Raw genomic sequence first — 16,635 nt, forward strand, 5'->3', positions numbered from 1 at the left:
TGGGGCGGGCCGAGGAACGGGGGCGGCATGGAACCGGTGTCCATGATCCTCGCGGCGCTGGCCGCGGGGGCGGCCGGGGGCGCGGTCGACGGGGTGCGGGAGTCCGCGAGCACGGCGGCGCGGGGCGCGTACGACCGGCTGCGCACGGCGCTCGGGGGCCGTTTCGGCGGCGACCGGGAGGCCGAAGCCGCCCTGGCCCGCTACGAGGCCGACCCCCTGGACCCCGCCGTGCGCGACGCTCTGGACGCCCAGTTGACGAGGACGGGCGCGGCCGGGGATCCCGAGGTCCTCGACGCGGCCGCCGCCCTAGTCCGGGCCGGCGCCGTGACCCGCGTGGTGCAGAAGTACGGCCTCCAGGTCGTCGGCGACGTACACGGCCTGGCCCAGGGCGACCGGCAGCAGGTCACCATGCACTTCGGCACCCCGCCGCGCGGGGAATGACGGCGCCGGGCCCGGCCCGGACCGCGGTCACCGCCGGCGACGTACGGGGGCTGGTCGTCGGGGACGGGAACGTCGTCCACCAGCACTTCCTGGGCGGCATCACCCGGCTGCCCACGGACTACGCGCAGCGCGTCGGCAACTTCCTCGTGGAGTACCTGGGGACCCCGGGGCGGCCGGTGCCGTTCGGCGGCAGGCAGCGGGAGACGGGACTGCTCGACGCGTGGCTGGCCGACCCCGGCGCCCCGCCCTGCCTACTGCTGTGCGCTGCGGCGGGGCAGGGCAAGTCGGCGCTGCTGGTGCGCTGGTCGCGGGCCCTGCTGGACCGGGGCGAGGCGGTGGCGTTCGTCCCCGCGAGCATCCGCTACCGGACCAACCTCGCCGGTGTGTTCTTCCCCGCGCTGGCCGCGCGCCTCGCCGGACTCCACGGTGACGAGGCCCCCTTGGACTCCCACGCCCCGGCCGAGGTGTGGCGCGGGGTGGTCGCCGACTACCTGGCGCGTCCCCTGCCGGACGGACGCCGGCTGCTGGTCGTCCTGGACGGCCTGGACGAGGCCGCCGACTGGGAGGCGGGGGCGGATCTGCTCCCCGCGGCCCCGCCGCCGGGGCTGCGGGTGGTCGTCTCGGCCCGCACGACCGCCGCCGCGCCGACCGGCGGGGACTGGCTGCGCACGCTGGGCCTGGACGGCCCGGGCCGCGCGGCCTCGCTGCCGCTGGCGGGACTGACCGAGGACGACGTCCTGCGTCTCGTGGGTGCCGAGGCACCCGGTCCGGCAGGCCAGTTGCACCGGCTGAGCGGCGGCGACCCGCTGCTGCTGTCGCTCTATCTGCGCGACGGCCGGCCCGAGGACCTCACCGGGCTCGCGGCCACCCCGCCGGGGCTCGCCGGCTACTTCGACCGGTGGTGGGCGGAGCAACGGCACCAGTGGCGGGACTGGTACGGCGCCTTCGAGGCCCTGGAGGTGGAGCGCCGGGTGGGCGCGCTGATGGCGCTGTTCTCCCGCGCCGCCGGGCCGCTCGACCGCGACGACCTGACCGGCCTCGACCCGCAGTCGCCGCCGCACGCGGTCGCGTCCGCGCTGGTCCCGCTCACCCGTTTCCTCCTCGGCGACGGCCGGACGTACGCCCTCGCGCACTCCCGGCTCGGCGAGTACTGGGCCGAACGGCACCTCGGCGCGGCCGAGTCCCGGCGACTGGACCGGCGGTTCGCCGCCTACGGTCTGGCGCTCGCCCGTGAACTGGGCGAGGGAGGTCTGGCACCGGCCGAGGTCTCGCCGTACGTCGTGCAGTACCTGTCCGCCCATCTGGACCGGATCGCCGCGGGCCCCGAGGACCGGCTCCCGCTGGTGCACGAGCGGTGGCGGCAAGCCTGGCAGCACGTCGAGGGGACCGACAGCGGTTTCCTCGCGGACGTACGGGCGTGCCGGCGGACGCTCGGCGAGGCGAACGGGCGTGCGGTCGCCGAGGGGCGGGCGGCGCCGTATCTCGCGGAGGAAGTCCGGTGCGTCCTGACGGAGAACAGCGTCGTGGACCAGTCCCGCAATCTCTCGCCCGCGCTGCTGTCCGCGCTGGTGGAGCGGGGCCTGTGGAGCGCGGCGCAGGCGCTGGCGCACGCCCGGCGGCTGCCCGACCCCGACGCCCGGTCGCGAGCACTGCTCTCAGTCGCCGAACGGCTGCCCGAGGGGCAGCGGCGCGAGGTGTGCGGGGAGGCGATCGCGGCGGCGGTGGGAGAAAAGGCCTTCGGCCGGGAGGCGCTGCTCGGGGACGTGCTGCCGTGGGCGGCACGGCTGGGGGCCGCCCCCGAGGCGTGGGAGGTCGCGCGCCGCCACCGGCACGGCCCTGTTCTCCGGACGGTCCTCCCTCGGCTCGCTCCCCACGTGGACGACGCGTTGCGCCGGGAAGTGCGCCGATGGCTGGAGGAACACATCGAGATCCTCGCCGACTTCGAGAACACCCTCGATGTCACGGGCCGCCATAGCGGTGACACCCTCCTGCTGGCGGGCTGCGCCCCCTATCTGACCGAGGACCGCCGGCGTGCGCTGGAGCGCCGGCTGTCCGACGGCGAGGGGTTCCCGTTCGGCTTCCGCTTCCGGACGCGGTTGCCGGAGGCCGGCGAGACGGCGTCCCGAGCGGCCGTCGAGGAGGCGTCGCAAGCCTTCGCCCGCGCCATCGCGTTCGACACCGGCGGGACGGACGGACCTGTGCGGTCTGCCGATCGGGCCGACGCGCTGGTCGCCCTCGGCCCCTGGCTCCCCGACCGTCTGCACGGCCGTCTCGTCGACGCGGTGACGGCACTGCCCCGCCCCTGGCCTCGCACGGACGCCGTAGCGGGCGTCCTCCCGCATGTGCGGGGCGAACCGCGCGAGCGGCTGCTGGCCGCCGTCGAGCTGCTGCCGTTCCACCTCATGCGGTGCAAGGCGTTCCTCGCCGCGGCGGACAGCGAGCAGCACTCCGGCCATCGCGCCCGGTACGCCCTGCGCGCTCTCGACGAGGCCCGCGCCTCAGGCAGCGAAGCGCACTGGCTCGCCGTCCTGGTGCAGGAGGGGGACGCGCTGCCCGACTCCGTCCTGCCCGGCCTGGTCGCGACGGCGGCCGCCTCGGAAGACTCCACCACCGCGCTGGGCTCGCTCACCGCCGTCCATCTGCGCCGCGGACGGGTGCGGGACGCCTTGGCCGTGGCCGCCCGGGTGGCGGAGCCGGCGGAGCGGCCCTGGCTGCTGCTGCCTCACTGCGGGCTGTTGCCCGCGTCGTGCCTGCGGGATCTGGCGCGGCACGTGGAGCGGCTCGCCGGGGGCGCGGAGCTGTGGTGGCTGGTCTCGCGTGTCCGGCGGCTGACGGCCGATCTGCCCTCCGAGGTCGTCGACCCGGCGTGCGCGGCGCTGCTCGCCCGGGACGGCCCGGCGCTCGGGGGCACGGCGTTCGCGCTGCTCCTGGCGCGTCGCACCCCGGGTACGCCGCTGCCGTCCGGGCTGCTCGCCAAGGCCCGGAGCGTCGGGGCGGGCTCGTCGGCCGACGAGGAGCAGCAGGAGGGGGCCCTGGTCGGGCTGGTCCGGGCCGGCCACATGAAGACGGCCCTGACCATGGTTACCGACCACACTCGGAGCGTGAAGATCCAGCTCCGGTTCGTCGAGGCCGTCGTCGCGCACGGCTCCGACGCGGACGTCGAAGCCGTGCTGGACCGGTACTTGTCGCCCGGCGACGCACTGCCGGAAGCGCTGGCCGCGCTGGTGGGCAGAGCGCCGGCCGGGACGCTCCCGCGCGTGCGGGCCGCTGTCGGGCGCATCCCCTCCGGTCTCTCCGCGTCCCTGGTCACCCACGCCCTGGCCCGCCGCCTGCTGGACACCGGTCAGCCCGAGGAGTCCCTCGAAGTCCTGATGAGGGCAGCGCTCGGCACATTCGTCGGACCCACCGCCGAAGCGGCGGCAGAAGTGCTGCCCCACGTGCGGGGCGAGGCTCTCACCGGGGCCCTGGACTGGCTCGGCCTTCTGGCGCGGCGGATTCACGACGCTGAGCTCGCCGAGCGGCTGGCCCAGGCTCTGCCGGCGGACCTGGCCGAGGATTTGTTCGACCGCCTCCGCGACGGGGACGCCCCTCAAACCCGTCAACACGACCGGGGGCGCGCCGCCGCCTGGATCGTCGCCGCTTTGCCGACGCCCCGCAGACAGGAGGCGGCCCAGGAGTTGTGGGCGGAACTGGAGGCCGAGCCCCGGACGACCGACGATCATGCATCCGCCATCCTGAGCCTGCTGCGCCTGCTGCCCGACGCGCAGCAGGACGCGGCTGTCGCCCGCCTGCTGCACCGCGCGGACGAGACCCCGAGCGGGCTCTTCGTGGACGGGGGGCGGGTGGATTCTCTGCTGCCGTTCCTCCCCGACGACGACCTGGACGAGGCGGTGGAGCACGTCGTGCGGACGTGGTCCACCCATGAGTGGACCGTCGCCGCTCTGGACGCCCGGCTCGCGGAGTCCGGCCGGGCCGGGCTGCTGCACGACCGCCTCCTCCGGCTGCCCTGGAGGCTCAGGACGGCCTTCCTGTTGGGGCTGTCACAGCGCGCCGAGCACGAGGCGGCTCGCGAGATGCTGCGCGAGGCACTGAGGCAGGTCCAGCACATCGGGGACGAGGAAACGGTGCTCACCTCGATGGCGGAGACGGCTCGGCAGGCGACCGCGACGCGCAGACCTCGACTGCTCGCACGCTGCCTGAGCGCCTGCCTGCGCGCGCCGACGGCGGCGCTGGAGAGCGAGGACGTACTGGAAGCGCTGGCACCGCAGTTGGGCTCCGCGGACCGTGAGGACCTGCTCGTGCGAGCGGTCGCCCACTGGGAGGCGCGACGCCCCTCCGACGGCCGTGTGCTGCGCACCGCGTTCCGGCTGATGGCCGGCCACGGACACGCCCGACTCGCGTTGGATCACCTCGCGACGCCTTCGCTGGGGCACGGCTGGGCCGCCGCGTTCTGCGGGGCCGTGCCGTCGTTGCCCGAGGCGCTGATCCCCGAGGCACACGCGCTCGTCGGGCGGCGACCGGCAGACGACACGCCGTCGGCGTACCTCGATGTGCTGCTGACGCTGACCGGACGGGTGCCGGCGGCCGAACGCGGTCCGCTGGTGGACGAGTTGCTGGAAGCACTCCCCTCTCTTCAGCCCGCCGAGTTCGCCGCCGCCCTGCTCGCCGAACTCACCGACGTGTCGCCCGAGCAGCGGACCGCCATCGCCCGACATGTCATGGCGGAGGAACGGCTGTGGCGCGAGAGCCGTGCGCTTGTGCATCTCGACGCCGGTGAACTCCTGGCCCTGATACCACGTGCGCTCCGCCTGCCGTCGGACCAGGCCGAACTCGCCCTGGGCGCTGTGGCGATGCGCCTGCACATCCTGGGCGAGACGTCGAGCGCGGTCGGCTTCCTCCGGGCGCACCTGCCGGACGCGGCGTTCTGCCGGACGGCGGCCTTCCTGCCGCCGACGGCCGACGGCGCGCACCTCACGGGCGTCGTCCGGGCCGTCCTCGACTGCGCGCCGCACCCGGACCGCGACCGGGCTCTTCGCGTACTGGCTCCCCATGCCGACACCGCGAGCTGGGAGCGCCTGCGAGGCGAACTCCCGTCACTCGACGGGGAGAACCGCGCCTTCCTCCTCGCCGAGGCCGCCCGCCGCAGCGCGCGAGCCGAGGCCGAGCGGTGGGCCGTGGCCGGCCTGGACCAGGCTGAGGCGCTCGTGCCCGATTCACCCCACGGCCGTCACGTCTGCGTTCCGCTGCTCGACCGGCTCAAGGACGTGCTGCCGCCCGGCGCGGTCGTCGACAAGGCGCTCCCGCTGCTGACCACCCATCCGGCCCCGGACGACGCGTCGCGGCACCGGGAGACGTTTCGCACGCTGGTCACACCGCTGCCACCGCAGTTGCAACTGGTCGCCGCGCAAGACCTGTTGACCGCGTGCCAAGTCAAGCCCCGCGCCGAGACGCTCGCCTGGATCGGCGCCCTCCTCCCCGTCCTGACAACCCTGGGCGGACCGGACACGCCGGAGCGGCTGTTCGACGTCGTCGAGCGGGTCGCCACCGCCTGGCCCTGACCGCGGAAACTTTTTCTCCGAGTTTCGCCGCGGGGGTGTATCAGGGCGCGGGATGCGCGCTCTAAACGGTGTGACGCCGAAGGTCCGCGGAGGAGATCGGGGGACAACGGGGGCCTCCGCGAGGCCTTTGGCGGAGCGCGCGGGGCCGGTCGACGGGGGGACACCGGGGGAAGGCGCCGCGCACGGGGGGAAGCACCGCGCAGTACAGGAACCGACGGGGGGACGGGGATCGACGGGGGATCCCCGGGCACGGGGGATCGGGCCGGCCGGCCGCTGTCACGGGGAGCGACCGGCCGGCCCGAAGCGTGTGCGACCGCGCGTCCGGCGGGGCGGTCAGAAGCGGCCCGATCCCCTGTACAGCTCCAGTTCGCCGTCCAGTTCCACGGCGAGCACCGTGGCGTACGGGTCGAGATCGGAGGCCGTCGGCGGGTCGATCCACAGCACGCCCACCGCCTCGTGCAGTCCGCCGACGACCCGGTGGGGCAGCTCCGTCCCGCTGCCGAGCACGGTGACCCTGCGGACGGGCGTGACGATCCCGCGGACGCCGATCTCGGCGCGCGGGGCGTCGAACAGGGTGAGGTAGAGCGTGCGGCGGTCGGCTGAGAGGGTGCTCGGTCCGTAGTGGTGCCCGGCGGGCAGTCCGCGCACCGTGCCGTACACGGCGTCGGCGTGCTTCGCGATCCACTCCCCCAGGCCTTCAAGCCGCTCGACCTGCGGCTGCGGGATGGTGCCGTCCTCCTTCGGGCCGACGTCGAGCAGCAGGTTGCCGCCCCCGCCGATGGTCTCGGTGAAGTAGCGGACGAGCTGGGCGAGCGACTTGTGGTTGTGGTCGTGGTGCTGGTAGCCCCACGAGTCGTTGATCGTCAGGCACAGTTCCCAGGGGCCCTCCGGCGGCACGACGGGGGCGCCCTGCTCAGGGGTCGCGTAGTCGCCCTCGCTGAGCATGCGGGCGTTGAGGACGACGTCAGGGTTGTACGAGCGGATGAGCGCGGCGAGTCGGGGTATGCGCCACTGCTCCTCGCTGCGGTCCCACTCGCCGTCGAACCACATCAGGTCGGGCCGGTGACGGGAGGCGAGTTCGCGGACCTGGCCGTCGCGGTAGGCGATGAACCGCTCCCAGGCGTCGAGGTCCTCTTCCTCGGCCGGGCATTCGGAGTAGCGGTTGTCCTCCATCTCCGGCGGGCGGCCCGGCTTGCGGGTGGTGGCGTAGTCGGGGTGGTTCCAGTCGGAGTGCGAGTAGTAGAAGCCGACCTTGAGGTTCTTCTCGCGCAGGGCTTCGACGTACCCGGAGACGTAGTCGCGGCCGAGGCCGAGATCGCCGAAAGCGGTGTCCCACAGGGCCACGCCGTCGTGGTGGCGGGTGGTGAGCACGGCGTAGCGGGCTCCCGCGCGGGCGAACAGGTCGGCCCAGGCGCGCGGGTCGTAGCGGGCGCCGGTGAACCGGTCGAGCTGGGACATGTACCTGTCGTGCGGCACGATGTCGTCGTAGAACGACCAGGACTCCTGGACGCCGTCGACGGCGTAGATCCCCCAGTGGACGAAGATCCCCAACTTGGCGTCGGTGAACCAGGGTTGCATAGGCATGGTGGAACTCCTCGGCGGACTGGGGCACTTCGGACGGGGGGCGGGCGCGCGGCGGAACACGGTCGCGCGCCCGCCCCCGGGTCGGCCTTCCCTATCGGCCTTCCGTGGCGCGCTCCAGACGGAGCGTCAGGACCTGGAAGGGGCGCAGTGTCACGCTTACAGCGCCCTGTTCATCGGTGTCGGCCGGCTCCAGGGGGCGTTCCAGCAGGTCGGTGACCTGGGCGCCGGCCAGCGGGAAGCCCGTGCGCAGGGCGCCGGTCGCGCGGCCGCCCCGGGACTCGTACAGGCGCACCACCACGTCGCCGGAGCCGTCGTCGGCGAGCTTGACCGCCTCCACGGTCACGCCCTCGCCGCTGACGGAGACGACCGGCTCGGGGGCGCCGGCCGCGTCCGCCACGCGCAGCGGGAGGTTGAGGGCGTAGCCCTCGGCGACGGCGTCGCCGATGCTCGCGCCGGGCAGCAGGGAGTAGGTGAAGCGGTGGCGGCCCTGGTCGGCCTCGGGGTCGGGGATGCGCGGGGCGCGGACCAGGCTCAGTCCCACGGTGGTCGTCGTGCCGCCGTCCTCGCGGACCGTGCGGGAGACGTCGTGGCCGTACGTGGAGTCGTTGATGACGGCGACGCCGTAGCCGGGTTCGCCGATGTGCACCCAGCGGTGGCCGGGCACCTCGAAGCGGGCCGCTTCCCAGGTGGTGTTGGTGTGGGTGGGGCGCTGGACGTGGCCGAACTGGATCTCGGCGGAGGAGTGCGCCGCGCGGACGTCGACGGGGAAGCCAGCCTTGAGGATCTTCTCGACCTCGTGCCAGTCGATGTCGGTCTCGAAGTCGATGCGGGCGCTGCCGGCGCGCAGGCTGATCGTCTGCGTGATCGTGGAGCCCTTGCCGAAGGAGCGCGTGACGCGGATCGCGCCGGCCAGCGGGTCGTCCTCGACGACGGTCACCGCGTCGGCGTCCAGGAGGTCGGTGTAGCGGTTCTTGTAGTGCTTGTCGATGTCCCAGGCGTCCCAGCAGTTCGGGAGGTCGGTGTGCAGGCGGAGCAGGTTGCCCGGGCCGGCGAGGACTTCGCGGTTCGCCCGCAGGTCGGTCACGGAGGACAGGGTGCCGTCGGCCGCCACCTCCACCCGGACCAGGCCGTTGTCGAGGACGTGGCCGGTGACCTCGACCGGGTGCGGCGGCTCGGCGTCGTCGGTGAGCGGGGCGCTGGCGCCGGCCGGGACCTCGACGTAGGCGCGGGCGCCGTCGGCGGTGCGGACCACCTCGGCGCGGTCGAAGGGGCTCGTGTTGAACACGCGGGAGCCGCCGGCGCCGAGCGCGGCGACCGCCTGCGCGGTCAGTTCCTCCACCTCGCCCGCCACGCGGGCGTACTCGGCCTCGGCCTCGCGGTGCACCCAGGCGATGGAGGAGCCGGGCAGGATGTCGTGGAACTGGTGCAGCAGGACCGTCTTCCACAGCCGGTCGAGCTCTTCGTGGGGGTAGGTGTAGCCCGGCGCGTGCAGTGCGGCGGTCGTGGCCCACAACTCGGCCTCGCGCAGGCGGTGTTCGCTGCGGCGGTTGCCCTGCTTGGTGCGGGCCTGGGAGGTGTAGGTGGCGCGGTGCAGCTCCAGGTAGAGCTCGCCGACCCAGACGGGGGCGTCCGGGTACTCCTCGCGGGCCTTGGCGAAGAACGCGTCGGGGTGCTCGATGACGACCTTGGCCGAGCCTTCCAGGTCGGCGAGCCTGCGCGCCCGCTCCATGATCTCGCGGGTGGGGCCGCCGCCGCCGTCGCCCCAGCCGAAGGGCGCCAGGGAGCGGGTGCCGGCGCCCTTCTCGGCGTAGTTGCGGACGGCGCGGTCCATCTCCACGCCGTCGAAGCGGGCGTTGTAGGTGTCGATGGGCGGGAAGTGGGTGAAGATGCGGGTGCCGTCGATGCCCTCCCACCAGAAGGTGTGGTGGGGGAACTTGTTGGTCTGGTTCCAGGAGATCTTCTGGGTGAGGAACCAGTCGTTGCCGGCGAGCTTGGCGAGCTGCGGGTAGGCGGCGGTGTAGCCGAAGGAGTCCGGCAGCCAGACGCCCTTGGTCTCGATGCCGAAGTGCTCGATGAAGAACCGCTTGCCGTGGACGAGCTGGCGGACGATGGCCTCGCCGCCGGGCAGGTTGCCGTCGGCCTCGACCCACATGCCGCCGACCGGGGCCCACTGGCCCTTCTTCACGGACTCCTGGATGCGGGCCCACACGTGGGGGTAGTTGTCGCGGACCCACTCGTACTGCTGGGCCTGGGAGCAGGCGAAGATGAAGTCGTCGTACTCGTCGGCCAGGGACGTCACGTTGGAGAAGGTGCGGGACGTCTTGCGCTTGGTCTCGCGGATGGGCCACAGCCAGGCGGAGTCGATGTGGGCGTGGCCGACGCCGGAGACGGTGTGCGCGCTGGCGTGGGCGGGCTTGGCGAGGACGGGCGCGAGGACGGCGCGGACGTCGGCGGCGCTGCCGGCGACGTCGTCCAGGTCGAGGGCGTCCATGGCGCGGTCGAGGGCGTGCAGGATCTCGTGGCGGCGGGGCTCGTGCTCGCCGAGGTGGACCATGAGCTGGCGCAGCACCTGGAGGTCGAGGTCGAGGTGCCAGACCTCCTCGTCGAGGACGGCGAGGACGGCGCGGCGGAAGGTGTACAGCGGCTTGTCGCCTGCGGTGAGGACGTCGCCGAGCGGGGTGGGGCGTGCGAAGTCGTCGGCCAGGATGTCGGGGTTGGAGGCGGCCTCGACCAGGTAGTCGACGCGTTCGCCGCCCTCGGCGGGGTTGGCGACCGGCACGTACTGGTTGAGCGGGTTGACCGCCTTGAGGGGCCGGCCGTCGGGCAGGTGGACCAGGGCCTCGGCCTGGTTGCCGGGCCAGTCGCCGGTGAAGCCGAGGTCGATGACGGCCTCGACCCGCCGGCCCGCCCACTCGGCGGGAACCTCTCCGGCCATGCGGAACCAGGTAGTGCCCCAGGGCGGCCCCCACGGGGTGTCCATCGTGAAGGGCTCGTACGAGGCGGCCGCCGCCTCCTCGAAGGGGACGGGCTCCCCCGGCGCCTGCCAGGCCTCCACGGTGAGGGGGACGGTGGCCGCGTAGATCGCGGGCTGGATGCGCTGGGTGTGGAGACGCTCGGCGCGCTCCTCGATCCGGTTGCGTTCGTCGTGCATGAGAGGTTCTCCAGACAGGGAGCGGAGAGTGCGGGGAAAGGCCGGGAGAAAGCGCTTTCCGGTCGCGGAGCTTACTTGAGGTACCCGAGTCCGGGGTGCACCCGGGTGTAGCCCTCGACCAGCCTGCGGGCCACGTTGACGGAGTCGACGAGCGGGTGCAGCGCGAAGGCCTTCACCGCGGTCGCCCGGGCGCCGGACTCGGCGGCGCTCAGCACTTCGCGTTCGACCGCCTTGACCGCGCAGACCAGGCCGGTGGCGTGGTCGGGCAGCGGGTCCGCGGCGACGGGGTGCGCGCCGTTGGCGTCGACCAGGCAGGGGACCTCGACGACGGCCTCGGAGTCGAGCGCGGAGAGGGTGCCGCCGTTGCGGACGTTGAGGATCAGCGTGGTGCGCTCGTCGCGGGCGATGGCCCGCATCAGCGCGAGGGCGACCTTCTCGTAGCCGCCGGACAGGTCGTCGGCGTCGCGTTCGCCCGCGCCGGCCGTCTCCCGGTTCTCTGCCATGTAGGTGGCCTCGCGCTCGGCGCGGGTGCGGTCCCAGGCGGTGAGGGCGGAGACGCCGGGCTTGCGTGTCTCCTCGTAGAACCGGGCCTGCTGGTCGCGCAGGAAGGCCCCGCGGGTCTGAGCAGCGGCCTTGTAGGCGTCGACGGCTTCCCTGTTGAAGTAGTAGTAGTGCAGGTACTCGTTGGGGATCGCGCCGAGCGACCGCAGCCAGTCGGCGCCGAAGAGCTTGCCCTCCTCGAAGGAGCCGAGCAGGTCGGGGTCGGCGAGCAGGCGCGGCAGTTCGTCGCGGCCGGCCACGCGCAGGCCGCGCACCCAGCCGAGGTGGTTGAGGCCGACGTAGTCGATCCACGCCTCGCGCGGGTCGGCGCCGAGCACCCGGGCGATGCGGCGGCCGAGGCCGACCGGCGAGTCGCAGATGCCGATCACACGGTGGCCGAGGTGGCGGGACATGGCCTCGGTGACCAGTCCGGCCGGGTTGGTGAAGTTGATGACCCAGGCGTCGGGGGCCAGCCGGGCCACCCGGCGGGCGATGTCGACGGCGACCGGGACCGTGCGCAGGCCGTAGGCGATGCCGCCCGCGCCGACGGTCTCCTGACCGAGGACGCCCTCGTCCAGCGCGACCCGCTCGTCGTTCGCACGGCCCTCAAGACCGCCGACGCGGATCGCGGAGAACACGAAGTCGGCGCCGCGCAGGGCCTCGTCGAGGTCGGTGGTGGCGGTCACCGCGGGGGCGTCGGGCACGCCGCCCGCCTGTTCGGCCAGCACACGGGCGACCGCGTCCAGCCGGCCGGCGTCGAGGTCGTGCAGGACGACCTCGCTCACCCGGCCCGCGCCGCGGTCCGTGAGCAGTGCTCCGTACACCAGCGGCACCCGGAATCCTCCGCCGCCCAGAATCGTCAGTCTCACCCGTGCACCTCTCCTGCCACGATCACCTCGACGCCCGCCTCCTCCAGGGAGGACCGGGTCGCCGGGGCGACCGGCGCGTTCGTGACCACTGCGTCCAGGTCCTCGGGACCGCAGACCTTCGCCATCCCGGTACCCGGGAACTTCGCCGCGTCGGCGAGCAGCACGGCTCTGTCGCTCGCCTTGATCATGGCTCTCTTCACCGGCACCTCGACCACCGTCGTGTCCATCACCTGCCCGCCGGGGCGCACGCCGCTGGTGCCGAGGAAGAGCCAGTCGGCGTGCAGCTGGCGCAGGTTGTCCTCGGTGAGGAAGCCGACCAGGGAGCGGTACTCGCGGCGGACCATGCCGCCGAGCAGCACCAGCTCGATGCCCTCGTCGTCGGCGAGTTCCTCGTAGACCACCAGGTTGCTGGTGATCACGGTGAGCCGGCGGCCGTGCAGTTGCCGGGCCAGCCGGTAGGCGGTGGTGCCGATGTCGAGCAGCACCGACTGCCCGTCCTGGACCATCGCCGCGGCGTGCGCGGCTATGGCGTCCTTCTCGGGCACCCGCACCTCGGCGACCTCGGCGAAGGGCTGGTCGCCCTCGTCGGCGACGGCGCCGCCGTGCACCCGCGTCAGCAGCCCGTCCTCCTCCAGTTTGACCAGGTCGCGCCTGATCGTGGCGGGGCTCACACCGAGCTGCCCGGAGAGATCGGTCACGGCCGCGGGACCGCCGGAGCGCAGGGCCCGCAGGATGAGTTGGTGTCGTCGTTCTGCCAGCACGCCATGGACACTACTCGTCATCTTCAATCATTTCCATGCTCAGTTCTGTTCGGGTATTGACCAATCCCCCGGAGCGGCGCACGATTCCGGTCACGAAATGAAGAAGTTTGACGAACCCTCCGCGTTCCCCCTGACGAGAGGACGTTTCCGTGGACGACGACCGGCCCGACGTGCTGCTGACCGGGCTGCTCTTCTACGACCTCGTCCTCACGGGGCTGGCGAAGCCCCCCGCTCCGGGTGAGGAGGTCTGGACGGCCGGCATGGGCTGCGGCCCCGGCGGCATCGCCAACCTCGCGGTGGCCGCCTCCCGGTTCGGCCTGCGGACCTCGCTGGCCACCGTCTTCGGCGACGACTTCTACGGCGGCCACTGCCGGGAGGTGCTCGCCGGGCAGGAGGGCGTCGACCTCTCGCTCTCCCGCACGGCCGACGGCTGGCCCACCCCCGTCACCGTGGCCCTGGCCCAGGGCCACGACCGGGCGCTGGTCACCCACGGCCAGGAGCCGCCGTACTCTCAGGACGCCCTGATGGCCGACCCGCCCGAGGCGCGCACGGCCCTCGTGCACATCGAGGCCGAACCGCGCGCGTGGCTCGGCAAGGCCGCCGCCAACGGCACGCTGATCTACGCCGACGTCGGCTGGGACCCGACCCGTCAGTGGTCCCGCGACCTCCTGGACCAGCTCGCCCTGTGCCACGCCTTCCTCCCCAACGAGGCCGAGGCGATGGCCTACACCCGCACCGACAGCGCCGTCGCCGCCCTCGGCACACTGTGCGAACTGGTCCCGGTGGCCGTGGTGACGCGGGGCGGGGACGGCGCGATCGCCGTCGACCAGACGACCGGCGAGTACGCGGAGGTCCCGGCCCTCGACGTCGACGTGCTGGACGCCACGGGCGCGGGGGACGTCTTCGGCGCGAGCTTCGTCGCCGCCTCGCTGGGCGGCTGGCCGCTGGTGGAGCGGCTGCGGTTCGCGGTGCTGGCCGCCGGGCTGTCCGTCCGGCACCACGGCGGCGCGCTCGCGGCGCCCGGCTGGTACGGGGTGGACCAGTGGTGGCGCTCGCTGACCGACCCCGCGCTGAAGCGGACGTACGGCTTCCTCGCGGACCGGCTGCCGGCCGACCCCGGCCCGCCCGTCCGGCACGCCCCCGTGACCCCGCCGGACCCACGGCGCTGAGCCATGAGCCGGCGCGAGGAACGGAGTGCCGTGAACGGGCGCGGGACACCGGCCGACGGCGGCCCCGCGGGAGCACCGCTCCCCCGACGGCACACCACCGCACGGTTCCCACCACCGGGACCGGGTGAGAGCACCCCTCCCCCGACGACTCGTGACCGCACGGACACACCCGGACCGGGCGAGAGCACCGGTCACCCGGGCGCGCGAAGGAGCCGGACGTCTCCGGCGCACGCGAACGCCGATCCCCGGCGAGAGCACTGATCCCCCAGTAGGCATGCGAAGAAGCGAAGAGATCCGAAAGGCGGTGGGAGCTGTGCGGCTCTCACGAAGAGGCCTGCTCCGCGCGGGCGCGGCCGGCGCGGCCGCGACGGCGTTCGGCGGCCTGGCGTCCGGCTGCGCCGTCCCGGCCGGCTCCACCGGGCGCGACATGGTCCTGTGGTACTGGAGCGGCGGTCTGAGCGACACCGTCGTGAAGGACGCGAAGACCCGCTACGGCGGCGAGGTGAGCCTGAAGGCCGTCCAGATCGGCGGCTACTACCGCTCCAAGCTGATCACCACGATGGCCGGCCGCGCCCACATCCCCGACATCGCGGGGCTGAAGGGCGAGGACATGGCGTCCTACCTGCCCAACGCCGGCCAGTTCGTGGACCTGCGCACGCTGGGCGCGGACCGGTACCGCGGCGGGTACCTGCCGTGGAAGTGGGACCAGGGTGTCGCCGACGACGGCACGATGGTCGGCTTCCCCATCGACTGCGGCCCGGTCGCGCACTACTACCAGTACGCCGTCTTCCGCAGGGCGGGGCTGCCCCACGAGCCGGCCGACGTCTCCGCGGAGCTGAACACGTGGGAGAAGTTCTTCGGCGCGGGCGAGCAGCTGAAGAAGCGGATACCGGGGACCTGTCTGCTCACCGACGTCAACAGCGTCTTCGAGAACGCGGTGCAGCAGGGCGGCAAACGGTACGTCGACGAGGACCGCCGCTTCATCGGCGACCAGGAGCATGTGCGCCGGGCCTGGGACCTGGCCGTGGAGGCCAAGCGGCGCGGCATCGTCTCCGACATCGTCAACGGCACCCCGGACCAGTTGTCGGCGATCGAGTCCGGCAAGCTGCCCAGCCAGCTCGGCGCCTCCTGGGCCACCGGCGACCTCAAGAACGGCGTGCCGAAGACGGCCGGCCGGTGGCGGGTGGCGGACATGCCGGTGCGGCCGTCCAACAACGGCGGCTCCTTCCTGTCGATCACCAAGGCGTGCCGCGACCCCGAGCAGGCCTTCCGGATCATCACCTGGCTGCTGGACCCGGCCAACCAGGCGCGGGGCTTCGTCGACGCGGGCCTGTTCCCCTCCACCCCGGCCTCGTACGGCATGGCGGAACTGCGCGAGCCCGACCCCTTCTTCGGCGGCCAGGTGACGATGGACGTCTTCGGGCCCGCCGCGCAGAAGATCACGGTCGCCTACAACAGCCCGTACGACGTGGCGCTCGGGCAGCCGGTCAAGGACGAGATCAAGAACGTCGGCGTCCTCGGCAAGGACCCGAAGAAAGCCTGGAGTGACGCCATGGGCAAATGCCGGCGCATCGCCGAACACCTGGGGGTGAGCTACTGATGGCCACCGTCCCCGCACTGGAGAAGCCCCCGGTCGCCGTGGTGGAGGCGCCCGTCGCACGGCCGCGGTCGGCGCTGCGCAAGCACTGGCACCTGTACGCCGCGATCTCGCCGTTCTATCTGCTGTTCCTCGCCTTCGGCCTGGTGCCGGTCGGGTTCTCGCTCTACCTCTCCCTGCACCGCTGGGACGGCCTCGGCTCGATGGAGTGGGCCGGCCTGTCGCAGTACCGGTACCTGATCGGGGACTCGGAGTTCTGGAGCTCGATCGGGAACACCCTCGTCATCTGGGCGCTCGCCACCTTCCCGATGATCTTCCTGGCGATGGTGACGGCCGTGATGCTCAACTCGGCGGTCCGGTTCAAGAACGTCTACCGGTTCGCCTACTTCCTTCCCAACGTCACCTCGGTGGTGGCGGTCGCCATCGTCTTCGGCTCGGTCTTCTCCACCAACTTCGGCCTGGTCAACGCCCTGTTGCAGGCGGTCGGGCTGGACCAGGTGGCGTGGCTGAACACCCCCTGGGGCATCAAGGTCGCCATCGCCACGCTGATGACCTGGCAGTGGACCGGCTACAACGCGATCATCTTCCTCGCCGGTCTGCAGACGGTCCCGGGCGAGCTGTACGAGGCGGCGCGCATCGACGGCGCCGGTCCGGTGCAGACGTTCTTCCGGGTCACGCTGCCGATGATGCGGCCGGTGCTGTTGTTCGTGCTGGTGGTCTCGACGGTGACCGGCCTGCAGAGCTTCTCCGAACCGCAGGTGCTGCTGCAGACCACCGCCAACGACTCGACGTTCTCCGGCGGCCCGGACCACGCGGGGCGCACGATGGTCCTCTACTTCTTCCAGCAGACCTTCGACAACAACGACTTCGGCTACGGCGCCGCCGTCGCGTGGGGCATCTTCCTCGTCGTCGTCCTCTTCTCGATCATCAACTGGCGTCTGGTGCAGCGCCGGGGCGAAGACTAG

Annotated in this window: 9 protein-coding genes; 5 read left to right on the plus strand and 4 right to left on the minus strand. The window is 73.0% G+C overall.

Annotation, left to right across the window (positions count from 1 at the left end):
- The first annotated feature begins 27 nt into the window (after positions 1 to 27).
- Together EV567_RS06370 and EV567_RS06375 are read left to right on the plus strand one after the other, a co-directional pair.
- Positions 28 to 441: a hypothetical protein gene (locus EV567_RS06370; RefSeq protein WP_130437675.1), complete on the plus strand. Its 414-nt coding sequence runs from the start codon at positions 28 to 30 to the stop codon at positions 439 to 441.
- Positions 438 to 5,999 (plus strand): hypothetical protein, encoded by a 5,562-nt coding sequence (locus EV567_RS06375; RefSeq protein ID WP_130437676.1) that lies wholly within the window; start codon positions 438 to 440, stop codon positions 5,997 to 5,999. Before EV567_RS06370 ends, EV567_RS06375 begins: the two co-directional genes overlap by 4 nt.
- 333 nt (positions 6,000 to 6,332) lie before the next feature.
- Here the strand turns inward: EV567_RS06375 and EV567_RS06380 are convergent, their stop codons facing one another.
- The 4 genes from EV567_RS06380 to EV567_RS06395 form a co-directional block, all read right to left on the minus strand.
- A complete protein-coding gene (locus EV567_RS06380) occupies positions 6,333 to 7,583 on the minus strand; it encodes an alpha-L-fucosidase (protein WP_130437677.1) in 1,251 nt (416 codons plus the stop codon).
- 91 nt (positions 7,584 to 7,674) lie between these two features.
- On the minus strand, positions 7,675 to 10,734 hold the full coding sequence (locus tag EV567_RS06385) for a glycoside hydrolase family 38 C-terminal domain-containing protein (RefSeq protein ID WP_130437678.1): 3,060 nt from the start codon (positions 10,732 to 10,734) through the stop codon (positions 7,675 to 7,677).
- 71 nt (positions 10,735 to 10,805) lie between these two features.
- Positions 10,806 to 12,143 (minus strand): 6-phospho-beta-glucosidase, encoded by a 1,338-nt coding sequence (locus EV567_RS06390; protein WP_130437679.1) that lies wholly within the window; start codon positions 12,141 to 12,143, stop codon positions 10,806 to 10,808.
- Positions 12,140 to 12,904 (minus strand): DeoR/GlpR family DNA-binding transcription regulator, encoded by a 765-nt coding sequence (locus EV567_RS06395; RefSeq protein WP_130438283.1) that lies wholly within the window; start codon positions 12,902 to 12,904, stop codon positions 12,140 to 12,142. The genes EV567_RS06390 and EV567_RS06395 overlap by 4 nt, the downstream gene beginning before the upstream one ends.
- A gap of 149 nt (positions 12,905 to 13,053) precedes the next feature.
- Here EV567_RS06395 and EV567_RS06400 point away from each other — a divergent pair, with 149 nt between their 5' ends.
- The 3 genes from EV567_RS06400 to EV567_RS06410 all read left to right on the plus strand — a co-directional run bounded on the left by EV567_RS06400 (position 13,054) and on the right by EV567_RS06410 (position 16,635).
- Positions 13,054 to 14,073 (plus strand): carbohydrate kinase family protein, encoded by a 1,020-nt coding sequence (locus EV567_RS06400; RefSeq protein WP_130437680.1) that lies wholly within the window; start codon positions 13,054 to 13,056, stop codon positions 14,071 to 14,073.
- 313 nt (positions 14,074 to 14,386) lie between these two features.
- On the plus strand, positions 14,387 to 15,673 hold the full coding sequence (locus tag EV567_RS06405) for an ABC transporter substrate-binding protein (RefSeq protein ID WP_130437681.1): 1,287 nt from the start codon (positions 14,387 to 14,389) through the stop codon (positions 15,671 to 15,673).
- Positions 15,673 to 16,635 carry a carbohydrate ABC transporter permease gene (locus EV567_RS06410; RefSeq protein ID WP_130437682.1) on the plus strand — a complete coding sequence of 321 codons (963 nt, stop codon included), beginning with the start codon at positions 15,673 to 15,675 and terminating at the stop codon, positions 16,633 to 16,635. Before EV567_RS06405 ends, EV567_RS06410 begins: the two co-directional genes overlap by 1 nt.

It is taken from the genome of Streptomyces sp. BK239, from assembly GCF_004217285.1.
Lineage (GTDB): Bacteria > Actinomycetota > Actinomycetes > Streptomycetales > Streptomycetaceae > Streptomyces.

Coding starts and splice junctions, on each gene's coding strand:
- EV567_RS06380 (WP_130437677.1), bottom strand. CDS start 7,583: ATGCCTATGCAACCCTGGTTCACCGACGCCAAGTTGGGGATCTTCGTC.
- EV567_RS06370 (WP_130437675.1), top strand. CDS start 28: ATGGAACCGGTGTCCATGATCCTCGCGGCGCTGGCCGCGGGGGCGGCC.
- EV567_RS06385 (WP_130437678.1), bottom strand. CDS start 10,734: ATGCACGACGAACGCAACCGGATCGAGGAGCGCGCCGAGCGTCTCCAC.
- EV567_RS06410 (WP_130437682.1), top strand. CDS start 15,673: ATGGCCACCGTCCCCGCACTGGAGAAGCCCCCGGTCGCCGTGGTGGAG.
- EV567_RS06375 (WP_130437676.1), top strand. CDS start 438: ATGACGGCGCCGGGCCCGGCCCGGACCGCGGTCACCGCCGGCGACGTA.